Origin of the sequence: Aeromonas sp. S8(2024), from assembly GCF_041403085.1 — a bacterium.
Taxonomy (GTDB): domain Bacteria; phylum Pseudomonadota; class Gammaproteobacteria; order Enterobacterales; family Aeromonadaceae; genus Aeromonas; species Aeromonas dhakensis.
In genome coordinates this window covers 277,659-300,040 of sequence record NZ_JBGLRF010000003.1, presented here as the reverse complement: position 1 = coordinate 300,040, position 22,382 = coordinate 277,659, and the positions used below count along the sequence as shown (strand labels likewise).

General features: G+C 61.9%; 24 protein-coding genes and 1 riboswitch. Of the genes, 20 read left to right on the top strand and 4 right to left on the bottom strand.

Features of this window, described 5'->3' with window-relative positions; translation table 11 throughout:
• The first annotated feature begins 115 nt into the window (after positions 1 to 115).
• Both ACB031_RS10255 and ACB031_RS10250 read left to right on the top strand, forming a co-directional pair.
• Positions 116 to 895: a class II glutamine amidotransferase gene (locus ACB031_RS10255; protein WP_005299296.1), complete on the top strand. Its 780-nt coding sequence runs from the start codon at positions 116 to 118 to the stop codon at positions 893 to 895.
• Between the two features lie 319 nt (positions 896 to 1,214).
• Positions 1,215 to 1,550, top strand: coding sequence for an Hpt domain-containing protein (locus ACB031_RS10250; protein WP_005299299.1), 336 nt, complete (start codon positions 1,215 to 1,217; stop codon positions 1,548 to 1,550).
• Between the two features lie 51 nt (positions 1,551 to 1,601).
• Here the strand turns inward: ACB031_RS10250 and yvcK are convergent, their stop codons facing one another.
• On the bottom strand, positions 1,602 to 2,513 hold the full coding sequence (yvcK, locus tag ACB031_RS10245) for a uridine diphosphate-N-acetylglucosamine-binding protein YvcK (protein WP_005299302.1): 912 nt from the start codon (positions 2,511 to 2,513) through the stop codon (positions 1,602 to 1,604).
• 112 nt (positions 2,514 to 2,625) lie between these two features.
• Here yvcK and ACB031_RS10240 point away from each other — a divergent pair, with 112 nt between their 5' ends.
• Both ACB031_RS10240 and ACB031_RS10235 read left to right on the top strand, forming a co-directional pair.
• Entirely contained in the window at positions 2,626 to 3,810 is a 1,185-nt protein-coding gene (locus ACB031_RS10240) for an FIST signal transduction protein (protein WP_371139500.1), read from the top strand.
• A gap of 18 nt (positions 3,811 to 3,828) precedes the next feature.
• Positions 3,829 to 5,925, top strand: coding sequence for an ATP-binding protein (locus ACB031_RS10235; protein WP_162513168.1), 2,097 nt, complete (start codon positions 3,829 to 3,831; stop codon positions 5,923 to 5,925).
• A 230-nt stretch (positions 5,926 to 6,155) separates the two neighbouring features.
• Here the strand turns inward: ACB031_RS10235 and ACB031_RS10230 are convergent, their stop codons facing one another.
• The 3 genes from ACB031_RS10230 to narQ form a co-directional block, all read right to left on the bottom strand.
• Entirely contained in the window at positions 6,156 to 6,731 is a 576-nt protein-coding gene (locus tag ACB031_RS10230; RefSeq protein ID WP_005299312.1) for an LON peptidase substrate-binding domain-containing protein, read from the bottom strand.
• A 104-nt stretch (positions 6,732 to 6,835) separates the two neighbouring features.
• Complete coding sequence (gene narL / locus ACB031_RS10225) at positions 6,836 to 7,474, bottom strand: two-component system response regulator NarL (protein ID WP_005299317.1); 639 nt, start codon at positions 7,472 to 7,474, stop codon at positions 6,836 to 6,838.
• Positions 7,474 to 9,186, bottom strand: a complete 1,713-nt coding sequence (gene narQ, locus ACB031_RS10220; protein ID WP_005299320.1) for a nitrate/nitrite two-component system sensor histidine kinase NarQ — start codon at positions 9,184 to 9,186, stop codon at positions 7,474 to 7,476. Before narQ ends, narL begins: the two co-directional genes overlap by 1 nt.
• Before the next feature lie 79 nt (positions 9,187 to 9,265).
• Positions 9,266 to 9,405, top strand: a riboswitch (molybdenum cofactor riboswitch).
• Here narQ and moaA point away from each other — a divergent pair.
• The 16 genes from moaA (at position 9,393) to ACB031_RS10140 (ending at position 22,361) form a co-directional block, all read left to right on the top strand.
• The gene (gene moaA, locus ACB031_RS10215) at positions 9,393 to 10,388 is read left to right on the top strand and encodes a GTP 3',8-cyclase MoaA (protein WP_371139499.1); all 996 of its coding nucleotides are present in this window, start codon (positions 9,393 to 9,395) and stop codon (positions 10,386 to 10,388) included. It overlaps the preceding riboswitch by 13 nt.
• Positions 10,389 to 10,636: 248 nt before the next feature.
• Positions 10,637 to 11,146: a ferredoxin-type protein NapF gene (gene napF / locus ACB031_RS10210; protein ID WP_005299325.1), complete on the top strand. Its 510-nt coding sequence runs from the start codon at positions 10,637 to 10,639 to the stop codon at positions 11,144 to 11,146.
• A gap of 29 nt (positions 11,147 to 11,175) precedes the next feature.
• A complete protein-coding gene (locus tag ACB031_RS10205) occupies positions 11,176 to 11,439 on the top strand; it encodes a chaperone NapD (RefSeq protein ID WP_017779249.1) in 264 nt (87 codons plus the stop codon).
• 147 nt (positions 11,440 to 11,586) lie between these two features.
• Positions 11,587 to 14,076, top strand: coding sequence for a nitrate reductase catalytic subunit NapA (gene napA, locus ACB031_RS10200; RefSeq protein WP_017781794.1), 2,490 nt, complete (start codon positions 11,587 to 11,589; stop codon positions 14,074 to 14,076).
• A gap of 15 nt (positions 14,077 to 14,091) precedes the next feature.
• On the top strand, positions 14,092 to 14,826 hold the full coding sequence (napG, locus tag ACB031_RS10195) for a ferredoxin-type protein NapG (RefSeq protein ID WP_371139498.1): 735 nt from the start codon (positions 14,092 to 14,094) through the stop codon (positions 14,824 to 14,826).
• A complete protein-coding gene (gene napH, locus ACB031_RS10190; RefSeq protein ID WP_371139497.1) occupies positions 14,823 to 15,698 on the top strand; it encodes a quinol dehydrogenase ferredoxin subunit NapH in 876 nt (291 codons plus the stop codon). Before napG ends, napH begins: the two co-directional genes overlap by 4 nt.
• Complete coding sequence (locus ACB031_RS10185; protein ID WP_005299342.1) at positions 15,698 to 16,153, top strand: nitrate reductase cytochrome c-type subunit; 456 nt, start codon at positions 15,698 to 15,700, stop codon at positions 16,151 to 16,153. The genes napH and ACB031_RS10185 overlap by 1 nt, the downstream gene beginning before the upstream one ends.
• An 11-nt stretch (positions 16,154 to 16,164) precedes the next feature.
• A complete protein-coding gene (locus ACB031_RS10180) occupies positions 16,165 to 16,755 on the top strand; it encodes a cytochrome c3 family protein (protein ID WP_005299345.1) in 591 nt (196 codons plus the stop codon).
• A 268-nt stretch (positions 16,756 to 17,023) separates the two neighbouring features.
• Positions 17,024 to 17,530 carry a molybdenum cofactor biosynthesis protein B gene (gene moaB / locus ACB031_RS10175; protein ID WP_005299347.1) on the top strand — a complete coding sequence of 169 codons (507 nt, stop codon included), beginning with the start codon at positions 17,024 to 17,026 and terminating at the stop codon, positions 17,528 to 17,530.
• A 9-nt stretch (positions 17,531 to 17,539) separates the two neighbouring features.
• A complete protein-coding gene (gene moaC, locus ACB031_RS10170; RefSeq protein ID WP_010634440.1) occupies positions 17,540 to 18,064 on the top strand; it encodes a cyclic pyranopterin monophosphate synthase MoaC in 525 nt (174 codons plus the stop codon).
• A complete protein-coding gene (gene moaD / locus ACB031_RS10165) occupies positions 18,061 to 18,306 on the top strand; it encodes a molybdopterin synthase sulfur carrier subunit (protein ID WP_201899202.1) in 246 nt (81 codons plus the stop codon). Before moaC ends, moaD begins: the two co-directional genes overlap by 4 nt.
• Positions 18,307 to 18,308: 2 nt before the next feature.
• Positions 18,309 to 18,782, top strand: a complete 474-nt coding sequence (moaE, locus tag ACB031_RS10160; protein WP_026141294.1) for a molybdopterin synthase catalytic subunit MoaE — start codon at positions 18,309 to 18,311, stop codon at positions 18,780 to 18,782.
• A 102-nt stretch (positions 18,783 to 18,884) separates the two neighbouring features.
• On the top strand, positions 18,885 to 19,613 hold the full coding sequence (gene modA, locus ACB031_RS10155) for a molybdate ABC transporter substrate-binding protein (RefSeq protein WP_371139496.1): 729 nt from the start codon (positions 18,885 to 18,887) through the stop codon (positions 19,611 to 19,613).
• A 153-nt stretch (positions 19,614 to 19,766) separates the two neighbouring features.
• Positions 19,767 to 20,447, top strand: coding sequence for a molybdate ABC transporter permease subunit (gene modB / locus ACB031_RS10150; protein WP_016350259.1), 681 nt, complete (start codon positions 19,767 to 19,769; stop codon positions 20,445 to 20,447).
• Positions 20,444 to 21,520, top strand: a complete 1,077-nt coding sequence (gene modC, locus ACB031_RS10145) for a molybdenum ABC transporter ATP-binding protein (protein ID WP_371139495.1) — start codon at positions 20,444 to 20,446, stop codon at positions 21,518 to 21,520. The genes modB and modC overlap by 4 nt, the downstream gene beginning before the upstream one ends.
• 64 nt (positions 21,521 to 21,584) lie before the next feature.
• Positions 21,585 to 22,361: an alpha/beta fold hydrolase gene (locus tag ACB031_RS10140; RefSeq protein WP_017766042.1), complete on the top strand. Its 777-nt coding sequence runs from the start codon at positions 21,585 to 21,587 to the stop codon at positions 22,359 to 22,361.
• The last annotated feature ends 21 nt before the right edge of the window (positions 22,362 to 22,382 follow it).

Below are 22,382 nucleotides of genomic sequence, written 5' to 3'. Positions count from 1 at the left end.
TTTATGTTCCGGCCGGCGTGATCCGGTGCAAGAGGTCGGTCGGCAAGGTTCTGCATTTCCTGCCGGGCGACCCCTTGAACGAGCAACGATCAAGTAAGCAAGGAGCCCGCAGCCTATGTGCGAACTGCTCGGCATGAGTGCCAATGTGCCGACCGATATCTGCTTCAGTTTCACCGGCCTGATGCTGCGCGGCGGCAAGACGGGACCCCACAAGGATGGCTGGGGCATCACCTTCTACGAAGGGAAGGGCTTTCGAACCTTCAAGGATCCCGAACCCAGCGCCCAGTCCCCCATCGCCAGGCTGGTGCAGGCGCTACCCATCAAGAGCCGCGCCGTGGTCAGCCATATCCGCCAGGCCAACCGTGGCTGTGTGTCGCTGGAAAATACCCACCCCTTTACCCGCGAACTGTGGGGCCGTTACTGGACCTTTGCCCACAACGGCCAGTTGACCGGCTACAAGAAGCTGGCCACCGGGCGACACAGGCCGGTGGGGGATACCGACAGCGAGCACGCTTTCTGCTGGTTGCTCGAGCGGCTGGAGCAGAAATACCCCAGGCGCCCTGCCAATTTCCCCGCCATGTTCCGTTATCTGGCGACCCTGTGCGACGAGCTGCGTAGCCTCGGGGTATTCAACATGTTGCTGTCGGATGGGGAGTTCGTGATGACCTATTGCAGCAACAACCTCTACTGGTTGACCCGGCGAGCTCCATTCGGGGAGGCACGTCTGCTGGATGAGGATGTCGCCATCGATTTTCAGAGCGAGACGACCCCGAACGATGTGGTGACCCTGATTGCCACGCGGCCGCTGACCGGCAATGAAGACTGGGTCAGGATGGCGCCTGGCGAGTTCAACCTGTTTCGGCTGGGTGAGCGGGTATCTGCCGATCAGAAGTGATAACACCCTGATCTCAATGTAAAAAAATACCAGGGTAGAATCCTACCCTGGTTCTTCGCAGCAGCCATACAGGCAAAAGGGATGAGAGAGGTGTTGCTGAGTCGCATCATTCTCACGGCTGTCATTGTTATTTAATTGTTAATTTATTGGCAACCATTATGTTGCAATCCGGCCATCTATTGTCTGGTTAGGCGAGCTCGATCACGTTTTTCATCCTATGCCCCGTGCGGGCCTGATTGTTGGTAGGGAAGTAGACGTGACGGTACCATGCCGGGCATCTATAGTATGGTCTGTTTGAATACCACGGGAGGATGATGAAATGGAGTGGCTGGATCAGAAGGTATTGCGACAATTGGCGGAAGATATCGGCCAGGAGATGATGCCGGTGGTGATCTCGGTGTTTATCGAGGAGGTGGGGGAGCAGCTTACTCAACTGCGCCCACTCTATGAGCGTCAGGACTGGACTGCTCTGGCCCGGCTTGCCCACAGCATGAAGTCTTCTTGCGGCAGTTACGGTGCTCAAGTCAGCTATCAGCAGGTGATGGCACTGGAGCTCGCCTGCAAACAAGCGGATGGGGCCGAGGTCGCCCGTCTGCTCAACGAGCTGGAACAATCTCTGCCTCAGGTGCTCTCCCACCTTGCCAACTACCATTGAGCCCGGGCAGCCGGCGCATGGGCGCCGGACTTGCCAGACTCAACCTGCCCGCTAGCGTTGATTGACCAGTTGTTGGATCACCCTGTCCAGGGCCAGTTTCAGTTTCAGGCGATCATGGCGATGGGGCAGCGCGGCTTCACCCAGATCGGCCTGGATCAACCTGCCAGCCAGTTCAGGTTGGTACTCTCCTGCAGGAGCAAGGATGGCATCGAGCCGTCCCGTACCGACCCGTGATTCCAGCCAGCGCCACTGATCGAGCAGGCTGAGCTGGCCAGCCGGGCCATTCTCCGCCACCAGATTGCAGATGAACACCAGCATGGCGTTGCTCTCGTTGATGGCCTGCGCCACTTCCGCCAGCAGCAGCGGGGGCATGATGGAGGTGAGAAAACTGCCGGGCCCCAGAATGATCATGTCGGCCTGCTCCAGCGCCTGTACCGCCTCGCGGGTGGCTGGTACCTCGGGGCTCAGGCTGAGTGAGAGCGGCGGGGTATCGAGCTGATCGATGGATACTTCCCCCAGGATCTGGTTGCCACAGACGGTGTGGGCACACAGGTCGGTGGGAAATTCAGACATGGGTAACAATTGTGACTCTATTTTCAGCATGTCGCTGATGAGCTTGATAGCATCAAGAGGGCGCACGCAGAGGTTGTCGAGTGCCAGCAGCATCAGGTTGCCGAGGTTGTGGCCGGCCAGTTCACCACGACCGGCGAAGCGATACTCGAACAGCAGGCTGCCGATGCTGGGATCGGTGACCAGTTGATTCAAACAGTTGCGCAGATCACCCCAGGCGATACACTCCTGGCTCTTGCGCAGTCGTCCGGTGGAGCCGCCATCATCCGTGGTGGTGACGATGCCGGTCAGGCGCGATCCCAGGAACGAGAGGGACGAGAGCACGCGGCCCATGCCATGGCCGCCACCGATGGCGACGACCCGGTCAAAATCATTGATGTTCTTTTGCCACATGCGGCTGTCCTGTGGTTGGTCTCGATTGAGAGCATTCTAGTCGATGAAACGGGATAATTGTTTGATTAAGGTATGATTTTTGCTTACCCCCAGCATCATGCACAACTAGGAGATGGTGTTGAACTTTCTGACGGCTCACTCTCTTGAAGAGACCTCCCTGCTGGCTGCCCGACAGATCAGTGAGCGGCTGCTCGCTCAATCACCCGATTCCCCTTCGCTGTTGTTGGTCTATTTTACTCAGGCTCATGATGCCGAGGAACTGCGTCATTATTTCAAACAGCAGTTCCCGTCGTCCCGGCTGATCGGTTGCAGCTCCTGCGGCGGGGTCATGACCCAGACCGGCCACCATGCCCGCCAGGGGCGGGGGGTGGCGGTTGCGGCCATCTACGATGACAAGGGCGCCTACGGTGTGGCGGGTCAGGCGGGGGCTGCCGTCGATGTGCGCCAGTTGCTGCGCAGCGCCATTGCTGACGGGGGCCGCCCCGGCGAGTTGCCGCAACTCATCTTGTTGCATGCAAGCCCGGGCCAGGAGGAGGCGATGCTGGAGAGCATCGAAGCCGAACTGGGCACAACGGTGCCGGTGGTCGGCGGCTCCGCCGCCGACAACAGCGTGAGCGGGGAGTGGCAGTTGTGCTGGGACGAGGGCAGTACTCGCGAGGGGGTGGTGCTGGCGGTGCTCTATCCCGATTGCCAGCTGGCGTTCCAGTTCCACTCCGGCTATGTCCCCACCGAACAGCGCGGCATCATCACGGCGTTGGCAGGACGTGAGATCCTCACCATCGATGATGAACCGGCCGCCACCGTCTATGCCCGCTGGACTGGACGCACGACGCCCTGGCCTGTGGGGCCCATCCTGCGAGAAACCACCTTGTCTCCGCTGGCCAGGCAGGTTGGCACCCTGGATGACATGCCCTATTACAAGCTCTCCCACCCCGAAGCCGTGACAGAAGGTGGCGGATTGCGCCTCTTTACCGATACTGAGGTCGGGGAGCGGTTGCTGCTGATGTACAGCAGCCAGGAGGGCCTGTTGCAGCGCTGTCTGAATGCGACCCGCATCGAGCCAGAGTACGGCATGGCCACCGAGATGCAGCCGTTTGGTGCCCTCGTGATCTTTTGTGCTGGTTGCCGCTTGGCTCTTGGTGATAGCTTATGCCAATTTGTCGATCAATTTCATACCCGGCTGGGGGACATCCCCTTCATCACCCCGTTCACCTTCGGTGAGCAGGGACGTCTGCCACACGGTGAGCTGGCACACGGCAACCTGATGATATCGAGTGTGATCTTTCTCGACAGCTGACACTGCGCTGGAAACAAGATGATTGGTAATACGGAACTGGAAGCCCTTGGCGACAAGCTGCAGACCACCCTGGTGGAGCTGGTGCGCTGTCGGGAGCGCGAGGCCAAATACCGGCAGGAGTCGCAAACCCTGCTGTGCGGGGTGGCCACCCTGGCCGATGCCCAGACACTGGAGCAGGTGCTGGACAGCCTTATCCAGGTGCTGAAACCCTTCATCGGCTTCGAACACGCGGATGTGGTGGCCTGGGAGGGCGAGGGGGGGCTGACCCACCTCAGCACCCAGGAGGGGGAAGTGGGCCGCCCCTGGCAGCTGACTCCTATCTTCTCCCGGGCCATCGAGGGAGAGACCCTGGTCATCTATGACCCGACCCAGTTGCCCGAGCTGGCGCCGCTGGCCGATGTGACGGGCTGGGCCAGCGTCATGATGACGGGGCTGCGGGCCCCCGGTTTCTCCGGCGTGCTCATCTGCCGCCACTCCCTGATGGGCACCTTCGATCTCAAGAGCAAGGCCGCCATGCAGCGCTGCCGGCCACTCATTTCCCAGGCATTGGTCAACATCGCCTATCGGGCCCGCTTGCAGGAGCAGGTTGAACTCAAGACCCTGGCGTTGCAGGCGGGTGAGCAGCGTTTTCGCAGCTTTGCCGGCATGGCCTCCGACTGGTTCTGGGAGACGGATACCGAGCACAGGCTGAGCTACGTCTCGGCCCCCGGCCAGCAGGAAGAGATGCTGGTGCATCAGACTGGCCAGAGTCTCTACGACTACGCCTATGACAGGCGGGATCCCGAATGGGGCAAGTACCGCCGGCTCATCGGCTTGCACCTGCCGGTACGGGCGGTGCGGGTGCAGGTTAGCCTGGCGCGGGGGCCGCGCTGGATGGAGATCAACGCCGAACCCTGTTTCGACGGGGCCGGTGTTTTCATCGGCTATCGCGGCACGGCGCGGGATGTGGGCAACCAGATCCGCCGTGAGCAGGAGCTGGCCAGGGCGCGGGACGAAGCGGAGGCTGCCAACCGCGCCAAGTCGCAGTTTCTGGCCATGATGACCCATGAGATCCGCTCCCCCATGAATGCTGTGCTGGGCATGCTTGATCTGCTGCAACACGCCCAGCTCGAACCCCAGCAGCAGACGCTGCTTGGCCATGCCACCCATGCGGCGCGCCTGCTGCAGACCATCATCGACGACGTACTCGATTTTTCGAAGATTGAGTCTCACACCCTGGAGTTTCACTGCGAGACGCTGCAGCCGGCCCAGCTCTGCCAGTCCCTCATCGAGCCACTGCTGGCGCGGGCTGTCGCCAAGGGCATCGATCTGCGCTGGCAGGTCGATGAGGCCGTGCCGGCCCAGTTGCAAGGGGATCCGGTGCGCCTCTCCCAGGTGATCAGCAACCTGCTTGGCAACGCGGTGAAATTCACCAGCACGGGTCGGGTGTTGTTGCAGCTGGAGTGGCATGATCAGCAGTTGCGGGTGACGGTGACCGACACCGGGATCGGCATCTCGGCCGAGGATCAGGCGCTGCTGTTTGAGCCCTTTTCCCAGGTGGACAGCTCGGCCACCCGCCGCTTCTCCGGCACCGGACTGGGGTTGGCCATCAGCAAGCGACTGGTGGAATTGATGGGGGGCAGCATCCATCTGCGCAGTGCCCCCGGCGAGGGCAGCTGTTTCTGGTTCGATTTGCCGGGCATGGCGCTGCCATGCGAGTGCAGCAGCCGACCCGAGCCGGATCAGCAGCCCATTCAGGCTCTGGATGTGCTGGTGGTGGAGGACAGCCCGGTCAACCAGCTGGTGGTCTCGCTTATGCTGCAGAAGCTGGTGAGCCGGGTCAGAGTGGCCGCCAACGGACTGGAGGCGCTGGCGCAGGTCGCGCAGCAACAGCCGGATCTCATTCTGATGGACATGCGGATGCCGCAGATGGATGGACTGGAGGCGACCCGCCGCTTGCGGGAGCTGGGTTACCGCATGCCCATAGTGGCGCTGACGGCCAACGCCATGGCGGAAGACAGGGCCCGTTGCCTGGCGCAGGGCATGGATGACTTTTTGGCCAAGCCCATCAGTCTGATGCGGCTGCGAGAGTGCCTGCAACGCCATTTTCATCCCGCATCAGCGAATCGCAGCTAAAAAAAATGGTCAACCTGGGTGGTTGACCAATTCTTCAGCAAATACTGAAGAGAGCACGGGATAAATCGGGTTGTACGATTCTATATGAAAAAGTCGTGCCAACTTTTCAGAACCGGTTTTACAGGGCTTGCAGCGCGATTATCGGTTTTTATTGCGTCTTGCAATTTGCAAAATGCGAAATTGACATTTTCATTATCGGAATATTTGCATTTTGCAAAGCCAGACTTGACTCACTGTGCGATCAGTCGGCGCAAGAATTGACGAGCCGCTTCGCTATTTTGTTTGGCAATCAACATCTGCTTCTCATAGATCGGCATCGGCAGGATCTCGAGCCAGCGTTGGCAGAGCCAGGCTGCATCGTCAAACCGCTTGTCCGGATAGAGCTCGTCGAGCTCCGGATATTGTTCGAACACTTCCTGCAACCGGGTGACCAGCGGCTTGTCGCTGAAATTGGAGTGGGTGCTCGGCCAGTTGGGCAGGGCCTCGACCTTGGCCCGGCGCAGACCCAGCTCGTCCGTCTCCATCTCGTGGATGCAGAACCGTTCCATGCCGAGCACGGTGACACCGAGCAGGCCGTCATTCAGGGTGTAAAAGTCGGTGACTTTGACCCGGGTGCCGACCGGCAGGATCCGACCCGACTTGCCCGAGGTGGTTGCCTCTTCCATCACGATGCCAAACCCCTGGTCATTGATGAATGACTCTTTGAGCATCTGCAGGTGGCGCGGCTCAAACAAACGCAGAGGAAGCTTGCCACCAGGCAGGATGTGGGAAGGCAAGGGGAACAGTGCCAAAGGTTGAAGTTTCATGTTCCATCCTCCATTCAGTTGTTACTGAACAGGACAATGCAGCGACTGTGCCAGAGGATGAAAAAAGCCACCGGACGGTGGCTTTGGCTGGGTAAAAAGGGGGCTTAGTTGCGCTGCTCCAGGTACATGACAGCCGCTTCCACGCGGCTTTGCGCCTCGAGTTTCTTGAGCAGGCTCTTGACGTGAACCTTGACCGTGCCTTCGGAAATATGGAGCACGGAGGCGACCTGTTTGTTGGAGAGGCCCTTTGCAATTTCACGCAGGATTTGCATTTCGCGACGCGTTAAGCTCTCCAGCTTCTGCTGCAGGTGATCCAGTTCGTAGATGTTCTCGAGGTAGGGGCGCAGCGGTTCGCTCAGGATCTGCTTGCCGGTCATCACGTCTGCCAGCTGGGCCAGCAGCATATCGGGTTCGGTGTCCTTGAGCAGGTAGCCGTCGGCGCCGGCCTTGAGCAGGGCCACCACATCCTGACGGGCATCGGAGACGGTCAGGATCACCACCCGGGAGGTCACCTCCTCGGCACGCAGCGCCTTGAGGGTGTCCAGGCCCGAGAGGCCTTTCATGTTGAGGTCGAGCAGGATCAGGTCCGGTTCGGACTCCTTGGCCATGGCGACGGCGTCGGTACCATTGGAAGCTTCACCGACGACCTCGATGTTCTCTTCCAGTGCCAGCAGTTGCACAATCCCTTTGCGCATGAGGGGATGGTCATCCACGACCAGAACACTATATTTCATCTCGTCCATCAGGCGTCTCTTGTTAGGCTGGTGGGAAAGGTCAGATGTACGCAGGTGCCTCTGGGCGGCCTTTCGCTGATGGTCAGCAGGCCATGCAGCTTGTTGGCACGCTCGTTCATGATGCTCAGGCCGTAGTGGTTGACCGCCGAGCTTGCGATCCCTATTCCGACACCATCATCTGAAATCTGAACCTGGATGTTACCATCGGCGAGGGTCTCACAGCTAACATCAATCACTTGTGCGCTGGCATGTTTGATGGCATTGAGGACTGCCTCACGGATCAGCTGCAAAATGTGAATGTGCTGACCCGCCTCGAGGTCGGTATCGGCCAGACCGTAATGGAGCCTGATCTCGGCCTGGGTCTGCGGCTTGAGCTGCTCCAGCATCACCTTGATGGCTTCGCCGAGATTGGCGTCACCAATGCTGAGGCGGAAGGTGCCGAGCAGCTCGCGCAGTTGGGTGTAGGCGCTGCCAAGTCCCTCGTCGATCTGCTGCATGGCGGCTTCGGCCTTGGCGGTATCCCCCTTGGCGAACGAGCGCTTGAGCAGGGTGGCCTGGATCTTGAGATAGGAGAGGGCCTGGGCTAGAGAGTCGTGCAGCTCGCGGGCGATGACGGCCCGCTCTTCCATCAGCAGCAGGCGCTGGTGTTGCAGCAGGGTCTGATCCTTGTGCAGCACCTGAGCCAGCAGCATGGAGAAGTTCTTCATCAGCCGCTCGTCGATGGGGTGGCTGCTGATGACGTCGAGCCGGCCATACTCCTGCTCGTCCATCTGCAGATAGAAGCTGACCACCGCCTCCAGATCGCCGGGCCAACCCTTGCGGCCGGTGATGTAGTCCGGCATGGCGTTGTGCTCGAAACGGGTCAGCCGGATGTAGTCGATGTGCTGGTGGGCCGCCGCCCGCTCCAGCAGTTTGAGCAGGGTGCGCCGGCTCAGCGGCGCTGCGTGCAGCTTCTGGGCTGTGCTGTAGAGAAAGGAGAGGGTGTCGTTGGCCTGTTGCAGCTTGGCAGTCTTCTCTTCCACCTTGCTCTCCAGCTCCCGGTAGAGCTTGCCGAGCTCATCGGCCATGGTGACGAAGGCCCCTGACAGCTCCCCCAGTTCGTTTTCGCAGCGGGGGGGCAGGGTCAGATCGAACTCCTGGCGCTGGATCTGGCGGGCGCAATAGACCAGCTGGTTGAGCGGTGCCACCACCTGCTGGCGGGTAAAGCGCACCGTGAACCAGGCGATGGTGATGATGGAGAGCAGCCCGAGCCCCTCGGCCAGCGCCAGCATGCGCACCTTGAACTCCACGTGATACTGCATCTGGTTGACGAAGTCATCGATGGCGGCGACGAACTGCTCTGTGTTATCCGTATAGCGCCGCGGGGTGGCATTCTCGATGTGCTCGCGCATCACCTGCCACTGCTGCAGCACCTCGCCGTAGGTGCGACGCAGGGAGGCTGGCGTGATCCAGCGCTGGGTCTCCTGCAGCTCGGCGGCGTGCAGGGTCTGCTCGAACTGATCGAGCCGGCTCAGCACCTGCTGGCCCTGCTCAATCTCGTAGGCCATCCGGTAGGCCTGCATCCGCAGGGAGCCGGAGAGGTTGATCGCCTTGGCATCGGGCACCGAATAGAACAGGGTCACCATGGCCACCACGGCGATCAGGCTCGCCATGAACAGGATGAGCACCATGGAGCGTCCGATGGCGCTGCTGACCGAATGTACTTTGAACCACTTTCCCATGCCGGCTCTCTTCCTTCACTGCAGACAATAACCCCACAAAGTAGCATGGGAGTGTACTCCAACTTGTGCTAGCATCGAAAAACTAGATGAACTCCGAGCGGTTTTGCCTAAGTCCTCATGATAGGGGGAAACCGCCGTCAGCCGATGTTCGAGCTGTAAGGGTCAGGAAAGAAATGCCCTGGCCTCCCGTATTTGGAAAGGTGTTTATGTCGCCACTGCAAGATGGTTTTTCCCGTCGTTTTTACTATTTGCGCCTGTCGGTCACCGACGTGTGCAATTTTCGCTGTACCTACTGTTTGCCGGATGGCTATCGGCCACCGGCCGGTGGCAAGGTGGGGCGCCAGCCCTTTCTCTCTCTCGAAGAGATCCGCCGCGTCGTCGGTGGCTTTGCCGCCATGGGCACCCGCAAGGTGCGTCTGACCGGCGGGGAACCCTCCCTGCGCCGGGACTTCACCGCCATCATAGAGACGGTGGCCAATACCCCCGGCATCGAGAAGGTGGCCATGACCACCAATGGGTATCGTTTGAAAGAGCGTGCCAAAGAGTGGTTCGATGCGGGCCTGACCGCCCTCAACGTCAGCGTCGACAGCCTGGATCCGCGTCAGTTTCACCAGATCACCGGCGAGAACAAGCTGGCGGAGGTGATGGAGGGGATCGAAGCAGCGCTGGCCGCCGGCTTCAAGTCGGTCAAGATCAATGCCGTACTGCTCAAGGGTCTCAACGACCACCAGCTGGATGCCTTCCTGGCCTGGATCCGGCACCAGCCCATCGAGCTGCGTTTCATCGAACTGATGCAGACCGGCGAGATGGATACCCTGTTTCGCGATCACCACGCCAGCGGGGCGCTCATCAAACAGCGTCTGCTCGATGCCGGTTGGTTGCAGCAGCTGCGTGGCGACGACGATGGCCCCGCCCAGGTATTCATGCATCCGGAGTCGATGGGTGGGGTCGGGCTCATCATGCCCTACAGCAAGGATTTCTGTGCCGGTTGCAACCGGCTGCGGGTCTCTTCCCTCGGCAAGCTGCACCTCTGCCTGTTCGGCGACCATGGGGTGGAACTGCGTGATCTGTTGACGGATGACAGCCAGCAGGATGAATTGCAGCAGCGGATCCGCAGCGCCCTTGCCGGCAAGGCGGCGACTCACAGGCTGCACGAAGGCAATGCCGGCATGACCCCGCATCTGGCCTCCATCGGTGGCTGAGCGGCCTCGCTCGAAAAAATAGCCATCGATTAATAAGCAATCCTCAAATGGGGGTATTTTGTCTTGCCCCCGTTGTTCTTTCCTGCGCCAAGGGTTTGATCCAGCGCAAGAATCCCCCCTGTTTATCTCCCTGGTGGTATATCCCTGAACTTGTCAGGGCCGCAATATACACCCACTCTTATAATAGGTATTGAAAATACCTGTCATGGGACTCACTCGTGCGCCATCACCTGCAACAAGGAGCCGTTATGCCGGATGGGGTCAACCTGTCGCGTCGCAGTCTGTTTCGGGGTCGTCTGACATCGAATGAACCTCGGGTACAACTGCCCTGGTCCGTCGCCTGGTCCGACTTTGCCGCCGACTGCACCCGCTGCGGTGACTGTCTCACGGCCTGTCCGGAGCAGATCCTGGTCAAGGGCGATGGTGGTTTCCCGACCGTGGATTTTCTGCGCGGTGAGTGCACCTTCTGCGGAGAGTGTGTCGCCGCTTGCAAAGTGCCGATATTTCGTCCGACCACGGAGGCGCCCTGGCAATACATCGCCCATATTGAAGCCAGCTGTCTGGCTCAGGGTCAGGTGTTCTGCCAGCGCTGCCAGGACAGTTGCGAGCCCCGGGCGATCCATTTCTCCCCCGTGCTGGGCCGGGTGCCGACCCCCAGCATCGAGGCCGCAGCCTGCACCGGTTGCGGTGCCTGTGTGAAGGATTGTCCGGTCGGCAGCATCCGGGTGGGAGCCCCCGCCAGCGAGGAGTCCAGATGAAGCAAGATGTGTGTGAAGCAGGAGCCACAATGAAACAAGAGTTCCATGTATCGAGTCTGGTGGTGTTGACCCAGCCCTCCTTGCGTCATCGGCTCGCAGAGCAGATTGCCACCCTCGAGGGGGCCGAGATCCATGCCGTCAGTGACGAGGGCAAGCTGGTGGTGACCCTGGAAGGCCCGAGCCAGCGGCCCATCATGACGGCCATCGATGCCATCAATGCGATGCCGGGCGTGCTCTCTGCCGCCCTGATTTACCACCAGTTCGATGAGCTCGATGCCCAGTGCAAGGAGTAGCGCCATAAGGTCGAGCCTGCGTGACTCATCATGATGGCCGCCATGGATGCACAGAAAAACGACGCCAGGGTTCTAGTTCGCCGCCCTGAGCCAAAACCAGTTCGATACACTCGACAACTTACGCGATAAGCAATGTGAGGATATGCCATGAAGCTGAGTCGACGCGACTTTATGAAGGCCAACGCGGTGGCGGCAGCCGCTGCCGTGGCTGGTGTCAGTGCCCCCACGCTGGCGGCCAATCTGATCACCAGTACCGACAAGACTGCCATCACCTGGGACAAGGCGCCGTGCCGTTTCTGCGGTACCGGCTGTTCCGTGCTGGTGGGTTCCCAGGATGGGCGCGTCGTGGCGACCCAGGGCGATCCCGATGCACCGGTCAACCGCGGTCTTAACTGCATCAAGGGTTACTTCCTGTCCAAGATCATGTATGGCCAGGACAGGCTGACCCAGCCCATGCTGCGCATGACCAACGGCAAGTTCGACAAGAACGGCAACTTCGCCCCCATCAGCTGGGATCAGGCCTTTGACATCATGGCCGAGAAGTTCAAGGCCACCCTGAAAGAGAAGGGCCCGACCGCGGTCGGCATGTTCGGCTCCGGCCAGTGGACCGTGTGGGAAGGCTATGCCGCCGCCAAGCTGATGAAGGCCGGTCTGCGTACCAACAACCTGGATCCCAATGCCCGTCACTGCATGGCGTCCGCGGTAGTGGGCTTCATGCGTACCTTTGGCATGGATGAACCCATGGGCTGCTACGACGACATCGAGCAGGCCGACGCCTTCGTGCTGTGGGGCTCCAACATGGCCGAGATGCACCCCATCCTCTGGTCGCGCATCTCCGATCGCCGCCTGTCCCACCAGGACGTGCAGGTGCACGTGCTCTCCACCTTCGAGCATCGCAGCTTCGAGCTGGCGGACAACGGCATGGTGTTCACCCCGCAGACCGACTTGGCGATCCTCAACTACATCGCCAACTACATCATCCAGAATGACAAGGTGAACTGGGAGTTCGTCAACAAGCACACCCAGTTCCGCAAGGGCACCACGGACATCGGCTACGGCCTGCGCCCCACCAACCCGCTGCAGCAGAAGGCCAAGAACCCGGACAACGGCGATTCCACCCCGATGAGCTTCGACGACTTCGCCAAGTTCGTGGCGGATTACGATCTGGAGTCCGTCTCCAAGCTCTCCGGCGTCTCCAAGGACAAGCTCGAGAAGCTGGCCCAGCTCTATGCCGATCCGAGCAAGAAGGTGGTCTCCTACTGGACCATGGGGTTCAACCAGCACACCCGCGGTGTCTGGGCCAACAACCTCTGCTACAACATCCACCTGCTGACCGGCAAGATCTCCCAGCCGGGTTCCGGTCCCTTCTCCCTGACCGGTCAGCCCTCCGCCTGCGGTACTGCCCGTGAAGTGGGCACTTTCGCCCACCGTCTTCCGGCCGACATGGTGGTGACCGAGCCCAAGCACCGCGCCATCGCCGAGAAGATCTGGAAGCTGCCGGAAGGCACCATCCCGGAGCAGGTGGGCTACCACGCCGTACTGCAAAACCGCATGCTCAAGGACGGCAAGCTCAATGCCTACTGGGTGATGTGCAACAACAACATGCAGGCCGGCCCGAACATGAACGAAGAGGGGCTGCCCGGTTATCGCAACCCGGCCAACTTCATCGTGGTCTCCGATCCTTACCCGACCGTGACCGCCCAGGCGGCCGACCTCATCCTGCCGACCGCCATGTGGGTGGAGAAAGAGGGGGCCTACGGCAACGCCGAGCGTCGCACCCAGTTCTGGCACCAGCAGGTGAAGGCACCGGAAGGGGCCAAGTCCGACCTGTGGCAGCTGATGGAGTTCTCCAAGCGCTTCACCGTGGAAGAGGTGTGGCCGGCGGAGCTCATCGCCAAGATGCCGGAAGTGAAGGGCAAGACCCTGTTCGACGTGCTCTATGCCAACGGTCAGGTCAACCAGTTCCCGAAAGAGCAGAGCAAGGGAGCCCTGAACGACGAGGCAGAGCACTTTGGTTTCTACGTCCAGAAGGGGCTGTTCGAAGAGTACGCCACCTTCGGGCGCGGTCATGGCCACGATCTGGCTCCGTTCGATCAGTATCACGAGGCCCGTGGCCTGCGCTGGCCTGTGGTGGACGGCAAGGAGACCCTGTGGCGCTATCGCGAAGGGTTTGACCCCTATGTGAAAGCGGGCGAAGGGGTGCGTTTCTACGGCAAGCCCGATGGCAAGGCGGTGATCTTCGCGCTGCCCTATGAGCCGGCCGCCGAGGCACCGGACAAAGAGTACGACATGTGGCTCTCCACCGGTCGCGTGCTGGAGCACTGGCACACCGGCACCATGACCCGCCGGGTCCCCGAGCTCTATCGCGCCTTCCCGGATGCGGTACTGTTCATGCACCCGGAAGATGCCAAGGCTCGCGGCGTGCGCCGTGGTGAAGAGGTGATCGTCTCCTCCCGCCGTGGCGAGGTGAAGACCCGGGTCGAGACCCGCGGTCGCAACCGTCCGCCCAAGGGACTGGTGTTCATGCCCTTCTTCGACGCGAGCCAGCTGGTCAACAAGCTGACCCTGGACGCCACCGATCCGCTCTCCAAAGAGACGGATTACAAGAAGTGCGCCGTCAAGGTCGTCAAGGCATAAGGCGGGGAGCGCGAGATGAGTCGTAGTCGGCGCCAGTTTCTGGCCGACATGGCCAAGGGGGCCTGCGGTGTGGGCCTGCTTGGCGTGGGGCTCGGCGGCATGGCGCGCCAGCAGGTGCAGGCCATGCCTGCCCAGGCGCTGCGCCCGCCGGCTGCCCTCGACGAGGCCGAGTTCCTCGGCGCCTGCGTGCGCTGTGGGCTCTGCGTCGAGGCCTGTCCCTACGACACCCTCAAGCTCGCCCGGTTGTTTGGACCCGTGACCACCGGCACTCCCTACTTCAAGGCGCGTGCCGTCCCGTGCGAGATGTGTGACGACATCCCTTGCGTGGCGGCTTGCCCGAGCGGGGCGCTGGATCAGGCCATGACCGACATCGATCAGGCGCGGATGGGGGTGGCGGTGCTCATCGATCACGAGACCTGCCTCAACTACCTGGGGCTGCGCTGCGACGTCTGCTACCGGGTCTGCCCGCTGATTGACAAGGCGATCACCCTGGAGCTGCAGCACAACCAGCGCACCGGCAAGCACGCCATGTTCCTGCCCACGGTGCACAGCGATGTCTGTACCGGCTGCGGCAAGTGCGAGCACGCCTGCGTGCTGGAAGAGGCAGCCATCAAGGTGGTGCCTCGTCAGCTCGCCAAGGGGGAGCTGGGCCACCACTACCGGCTCGGCTGGGAAGAGAAGGCAAAGGCGGGCAAATCGCTCATAGGCGACAGGCTCACCCTGCCAACCCGCAAACCGGAGGGGCTATGAGTCGTTATCCGGGAGCTGAAGCCACGGCCAGGCTGGGTTGGTGGCGCGCCCATCGCTTCCTGCTGTTGCGCCGGCTCAGCCAGTTTGGCGTGCTGGGGTTGTTCCTGCTGGGACCGCTGGCGGGCATCTGGATCCTCGAGGGCAATCTCTCCAGCTCGCTGCTGCTGGAGACAGTACCCCTCACGGATCCGCTGACCCTGCTGCAGTCGTTGGCGGCGGGACATTGGCCTATCCCCACCCTCTGGCTGGGGGCCGGGCTGGTGCTCGCGGGTTACTGGCTGATCGGGGGGCGGGTGTTCTGCTCCTGGGTCTGTCCGGTCAACCTGGTCACGGATGCCGCCGCCTGGCTCAGGGGAAGGCTAGGTCTCAAGGGCAACGGTCAGTTCAACCGCTCCACCCGCTACTGGCTGCTGGCCATGGTGCTGGTGGCGCCGGCCATCACCGGTGTGCTGGTGTGGGAGCTGGTCAATCCGGTGTCGCTCACCCTGCGCGGCCTGCTGTTCGGCATGGGGGCGGGCTGGACCTTGCTGGCGGTGCTGTTCCTGTTCGACCTCTTCGTGGTGGAGCGGGGCTGGTGCGGTCATCTCTGTCCGGTGGGGGCCTTCTATGCCCTGGTCAACCGGGTCGGGTTCATCAAGATTTCTGCCAAGGGGCGCGAGCGGTGCAGCAACTGCATGGATTGTTATGCGGTCTGCCCGGAACGTCCCATCCTGCGCGGCCCCGTTCACGGTGCCAAGCGTGGTCACGGGCCCTTGATTGCGGCTCAGGAGTGTACCAACTGCGGCCGTTGCATCGATGTCTGCGCGGAGCAAGTTTTTGAAATCACTGTAGGTTTTGCCGTCAAGGCAGAGAAAACGTCGGAGAACAAATAATGAAGAAGCTGATTGGAGCAATGCTGGCCTGTCTGATGGCAGGTTCCTTGATGGCGGCAGTCCCCGAGATCACCAACAGCACGGGGGGCATCAAGTCGGAACGGGGGAGCACGGATCTGGTGACGGATGCCGACGCGGCCCCCATGAAGAACTTTCGCAAGGATGGTGATCTCTACGATCGCCAGTACATGCATCAGCCCCCGCTGATCCCCCACGACACCCGCAACTATGAAGTGGACAACAAGGTCAACAAGTGCTTGGCCTGTCACAGCTTCAAGAACGCCAGCGCCATGAAGGCCCCCAAGATCAGCCCGACTCACTTCGAGACCCGTGACGGCATGACGTTGGGAGAAGTGTCCCCCCGCCGCTACTTCTGCCTGCAGTGCCACGTGCCGCAAGCGGATGCCAAGCCGCTGGTGGAAAATACGTTTAAACCAGTTGAAGCCTTGAACTGAGGAATCCATAGATGAAATTACCCGGCTTTATCCAGCGTCTGTGGACCACCTTCAAGTCCCCCTCGAAGGCAGCCCTCTGGGTACTGCTGCTGATGGGCTTCTTCGGCGGGGTCATCTTCTGGGGCGGTTTCAACACCGCCATGGAAGCCTCCAACACCGAAAAGTTCTGCACCAGCTGCCACGAGATGAAGGACAACGTGTTCGTGGAGTACCGCGACACCATCCACTATGCCAACCGTTCCGGCGTGCGGGCCAGCTGCCCGGATTGCCACGTGCCGCACGAGTGGACCTACAAGATCATCCGCAAGGTGCAGGCCTCCAAGGAGTTGTGGGGCATGATCACCGGCAAGGTGGACACCCGCGAGAAGTTCGAGTCGCACCGGCGCGAGATGGCCGAGCGGGAGTGGAAGCGGATGAAGGACACGGATTCGAGGGAGTGTCGCAACTGCCACAACTTCGAGTACATGGACTTCTCCCTGCAAGGCAAACGGGGTGCCCAGATGCACTCCACCAGCCTCGCCAGCGGCGAGAGCACCTGTATCGACTGCCACAAGGGCATTGCTCACCAGCTGCCCGACATGACAGGGGTGAAGGGCTTCTAAGTCTGCACCAGCAACGAGGCCGGGGTTACCCGGCCTCGTTCATATTTCGCCCGGCCAGGGCAAAAGCACCACTGTGCCTCCTTTAAATCCCCCCTCTGGTGCGAGTTTTGATAGAATCGGCCCGCCGTGAGTCGCAGCGCATGACAGCAAGGTCAAAGGTTCAGCCCGGGCGGGCATGGACCGTGCCACCAGCGAGCGCTGTCAGCCGGGATCCTGGCCGCTTTTCTTCTTCTCTTTGCTCACGGTCCTTTGCCATCAGGAGCTGCCCATGGGACAGAAACATAACGCATTCATTCCCCTCAAGATCGCCGTGCTGACGGTCTCCGACAGCCGCACCGCTGCCGATGACAGCTCGGGCGACTATCTGGTTTCCGCCCTCGCTGAATCGGGCCATCAGCTGGCCGACCGGGCGCTCTGCCCCGACAATCTGTTTCGTATTCGCGCCCAGGTGAGCGACTGGATCGCCGATGAGGGAGTGCAGGTGGTGCTCATCAACGGCGGCACCGGCTTCAACGAACAGAACCGGGTGCCCGAGGCGGTCGGGGTATTGTTCGAGCGCACCGTGCAGGGCTTTGGCGAACTGTTTCGCCAGCTCTCCTTCGCCGACATCAAGGGTGCCGCCATGCAGAGCCGCGCGCTGGCGGGTCTCGCCAATCGCACCCTGATCTGCTGCCTGCCGGGCTCTACCGGTGCCTGCCAGCTGGGGTGGGAGAAACTTATCCGCGATCAGCTCGATGCCCGCACCAAGCCGTGCAACTTTGTCTCCCATCTTTGAGGGCCTCTGATGAACCCGACCGAATCCAAGCAACCTCAGCCCGGCCTGACCCATCTCAACCAGAGCGGCGAAGCCCACATGGTGGATGTGACCGACAAGCAGGTGACCGAGCGTGAAGCCCGCGCCGAGGCGTTTGTCGCCATGGCTCCCGACACCCTGGCCCTGATCCTGAGCGGTCAGCACCACAAGGGGGACGTGTTCGCCACTGCCCGCATCGCTGGCATCATGGCGGCCAAGAAGACCTCGGATCTCATTCCCCTCTGCCATCCGCTGGCATTGACCCGGGTGGAGGTAGAGATAGAACCCCAGGCGGCGCAAAATAGGGTCCATATTCGCACCCTCTGCAAGCTCTCGGGCAAGACAGGGGTGGAAATGGAAGCGCTGACCGCCGCGTCGGTGGCAGCGCTGACCATCTACGACATGTGCAAGGCGGTGCAAAAGGACATGGTGATCGAACAGGTACGTCTGGTGGAGAAAAAGGGCGGCAAGTCCGGTCACTTCCAGTTGAATGCCGGTGCAGGAGAAAACGCATGATCAAGGTACTCTTTTTTGCGCAAGTCAGAGAGCTGGTGGCCTGCGACGAGCTGAGCCTGCCCTGTGACTACGCCAGTGCCGAGGCGCTTCGCGCCGCCTTGTGCGAGCGCGGCGACAAGTGGGTGCTGGCGCTGGAGGCGGGCAAACTGCTGGTGGCGGTAAACCAGACCCTGGTGCCGCTGGATACGCCCCTCCATGATGGCGATGAGGTCGCCTTCTTCCCGCCGGTGACCGGAGGCTGATGATGAGCGAGGCAACCATGACCGATCGCATCCTGGTGCAGCGGGAAGACTTCTCGCTGGCCGATGAATATGCCCGTCTCGCCGCCCGGCAGGACACCGGCGCCGTGGTCAGTTTTGTCGGCAAGGTGCGCGACTTCAATCAGGGGGAGCACGTGAAGGGGCTGGCCCTCGAGCACTACCCCGGCATGACCGAGAAGGCGCTGACGGACATAGTGGCCGAGGCACGCAGCCGCTGGCCCCTGCAGGAGTGCACCCTGATCCACCGCATCGGCGAGCTGCTGCTCGGCGATCAGATCGTGCTGGTGGTGGTGAGCAGTGCCCACCGCGAGGCCGCCTTCGAGGCCTGCCACTTCATCATGGATTTCTTGAAAACCCGGGCGCCGTTCTGGAAAAAAGAGCTGACCGCCGAAGGAGTACAACGCTGGGTCGAGGCCAAGGAGAGCGACAACACTGCCGCCGCCCGCTGGCAAGCTTGACCTGTTCAAGGGGCTGGCTCATCGGGAGCCGCGGCCCCTGTTTTCGGGGCCGCCCCCTTGGCTGGGGAGCGATAGAAGCGGCCCCACTCAGGAGGTAAAGGAATGAAACCGCTGTTATCCGTTGTCATCGCCGGGGTCTGCGCCAGTGCGCTGCAGGCAGGTGCCGTGCAGGCCGACGAGGTCAAGGTGGCTGTGGCCGCCAACTTCAAGGGCACCATAGAGCGTATCGGCAAGGCGTTCACCGCCAAGACCGGCCACACCCTGGCCATCTCCTCCGCAGCGACCGGGGTGCTCTACACCCAGATCAGCCACGGCGCCCCGTTCGATCTCTTCCTCTCCGCCGATGTGAAAACCCCGCAGAAGCTGGAGCAGGAGGGCAAGGGCAGCAAACGTTTCACCTACGCCATCGGCCAGCTGGGTCTGTGGCAGAAGGGGGGGCCTGCTCCTGACGAGGCAACCCTGCGCGGCTGGAAGGGCAACCTCGCCATCGCCAACCCGAAGACCGCGCCCTACGGCACTGCCGCCATGGCGACTCTCGATCATCTCAAGATCGATCCCAAGCAGTACCGCCTGCTGACCGGCACCAACATCGGCCAGACCTGGCAGTTCGTCGACACCGGCAACGCCGAGCTGGGCTTCGTCGCCTGGGCCAACCTGGTGGAAGCGGGCAAGACCGGTGAAGCCTGGGCCGTGCCGGCCGACTTCTATCCGCCCATTGAACAGCAGGGGCTGGTATTGAAGAAAGGGGAGGCGGTCGAGGCGCTGGTGGCCTGGCTCAAGGGGCCGGGTCAGGCAGAGATCAAGGCGGCGGGTTATGCGCTGCCCCAGTGATGGCGCAACAACACACCTGCCTGATGAGTGGCCGGCCCTCGGGTCGGCCCACTCTTGCGATAAGGATGCACACCATGCCGTTGCCTGAATTCATCTGGAAATGCGGCTCAATCGATGTGTCTGGTGCTGGATCTGGCGTTGGGAGCGCGTCCGATGAGTGAAGGGGATCTGCTGGCGGTCTGGCTCACCCTGAGGCTGGCAGCCAGCACTACCGCCATCCTGTTGCTGCTCTCGCCGCCGTTGGCCTGGTGGCTGTCGCGCAGCCAGCACAGGCTCAGACCCGTGGTGGAGGCCCTGGTGGCGCTGCCGCTAGTGCTGCCGCCGACGGTGCTCGGCTTCTATCTGCTGCTGGCCTTCTCCCCCTCCTATGGCCTGGGCGCCTGGTGGCGCGACACCTTCGGCGCGCCGCTTGCCTTCAGTTTTACCGGTCTGCTGCTCGCCTCCATCCTCTACTCTCTCCCCTTCGTGGTGCAGCCGCTCACCTCCGCCTTCGTCAACATGGGCAACAAGGAGCTGGAGGCCGCCGCCACCCTGGGGCTCGGCCCGGTGGAGCGCTTCTTTCACATCATCTTGCCGATGACGCTGCCCAGCTTCGTGATGGCGGCGGCGCTCGGCTTTGCCCACACCCTGGGGGAGTTCGGGGTGGTGCTGATGATTGGCGGCAACATCCCGGGTGAGACCCAGGTGCTCTCCATCGCCCTGTTTGATCACGTGGAGACGATGGACTATCAAAACGCCCACCTGCTGGCGGGCGGCCTGATGGGCTTCTCGCTGGTGATGCTGGTGCTGGTGTACGGCGTACTGCAGCGCCGGCAACGGAGGCTGTTCGGATGAGCGACACCGGCAAGGCGAAACCGCTGCATCTCAAGGCGAGGCGGGCGTTTGGCGCCTTTACCCTCGACTGTGAACTGGCCCTGGAGCTTGGGGGGATCCTCGGTCTGTTCGGCCCCTCCGGCTGCGGCAAGAGCAGCCTGCTGCGCATCATCGCCGGGCTGGACCGTGCACCGGACGACACGTTGAACTGGCAGGGCAGGGGGCTGAGCGATCTGCTGCCCGAGGCGCGCCGCATCGGGCTGGTGTTTCAGGATTCGCGCCTCTTCCCCCATCTGAGCGTGCTCGGCAACCTGCAACTGGCGGCCCGCAAGGGGCGAGGGCGCTGGCAACCCGAGGCGCTGGCGACCCGGCTCGGCTTTGCCGAACTGCTGCCCCAGCCGGCTCACGGCCTCTCCGGCGGCCAGCGCCAGCGGGTGGCACTGGCCCGGGCCTTGTTGGCCGAGCCCGATCTGCTGCTGCTCGATGAACCTTTCTCTGCGCTGGACAGACGCAGCCGCATCCATCAGGCCCACGTGCTCAAGGGTTTGCAGCAGGAGAGCGGCATTCCGATGATCTTCGTCAGCCACGCCATGGAGGAGGTGAGCCTGCTCTGCGATCAGCTGGTGCTGCTGGCGGATGGCCGGGTGGAGGCACAAGGCCGGCCGAGCGAGATCTTTGCCCGCACCGATCTGTCGCTCGCCAGTCGCGACGATGCCGGGGTGATGCTGGCGGCGACCCTCTCTCACTACGATGACGACGAGCAGATGGCGACCCTGCAGCTCGGCGAGCAGCAGTTGCGGGTCACCATGACCCAGGTGCCGGACGACGGTGGCCCCCTGCAGATCAAGGTGGCCGGGCGGGACGTGGTGATTGCCACCGCCCCCATCGAACACTCCAGCCTCTCCAACTGTCTCACCACCCGATTGTTGGCCGAACGCGAAGTGCGCCCCGGTCAGACCCTGTTGCAGTTGGCGCTGGGTCAGCAGATACTGCTGGCCCGGATCACCAGCCGCTCCGCCAGACGGCTGGCGCTCGCCCCGAACCAGCAGATCTACGCCTACATCAAGGCGGTGAGCCTGGTCAGCGAGGGTTGAGCGGATTGCAGAAGAGGCAGAAAATCAGGATGGTTCAGCGGATGAGTCGAGAGGCAATGAACTGATGCGCCGCAATCAGGTGATGAAATCCAACGGTCTTGCCCTGCGCAGCGCGGGGGAGGGCCCCTTGCTGTTGCTGCTGCACGGGCTGGGCTCCTCCAGCCTCGACTGGCAGGCGCAGATCGAACGCTTTTCCGAACACTACCGGGTGGTGGCGCTGGATCTGCGCGGCCACGGCCAGAGCATGCAGGAGGGGCCGTTCGACGTGGCGACCCTGGCGGCGGACGTGGTGAACTGGCTCGATGAACAGCCTGAGCCCGCCTGGGTGGTGGGGCTCTCCTTGGGGGCCATGGTGGCGCTGGAGCTGGCGTTGCAGCTGCCACACAAGGTGCAAGGGCTGGTGCTGGTCAACGGCTGCAGCGAATTTCTGCTGGAGACACCGAAAGAGCAGGAGCGCTTTGCCCAGCGGCTCAAGTGGCTGCGCTGGTTCGGCCTGCGGCCGCTCGCCTGGTGGCTAGGTCGTGAGCTTTTTCCCGGCCCCGACCTTGCCCAGGTGCGCCATACCTTCCGGCTGCGTTTCGTGCGCAACAAGAAAAAAACCTACAAGGCGCTGCTGGAAGCGCTGCCAGGCTGGTCGGTGCGCGCCCGGCTTGGCAACATCTGGCAGCCGGTGGCCATCATCTCCACCAGCCACGACTATCTGCCGCTCGCCAAACGGGTGGAGCAGTTCGCCTCTCTGCCCAACGCCACCATTCACACCCCCAATGGCCACCACGCCTGGCCGGCGGAAGATCCCTCCGGCTTCAATCATCTGTTGCAGCGGATCCTCTCTACCCATTGATGAAGTGATGGAGAACAGTGG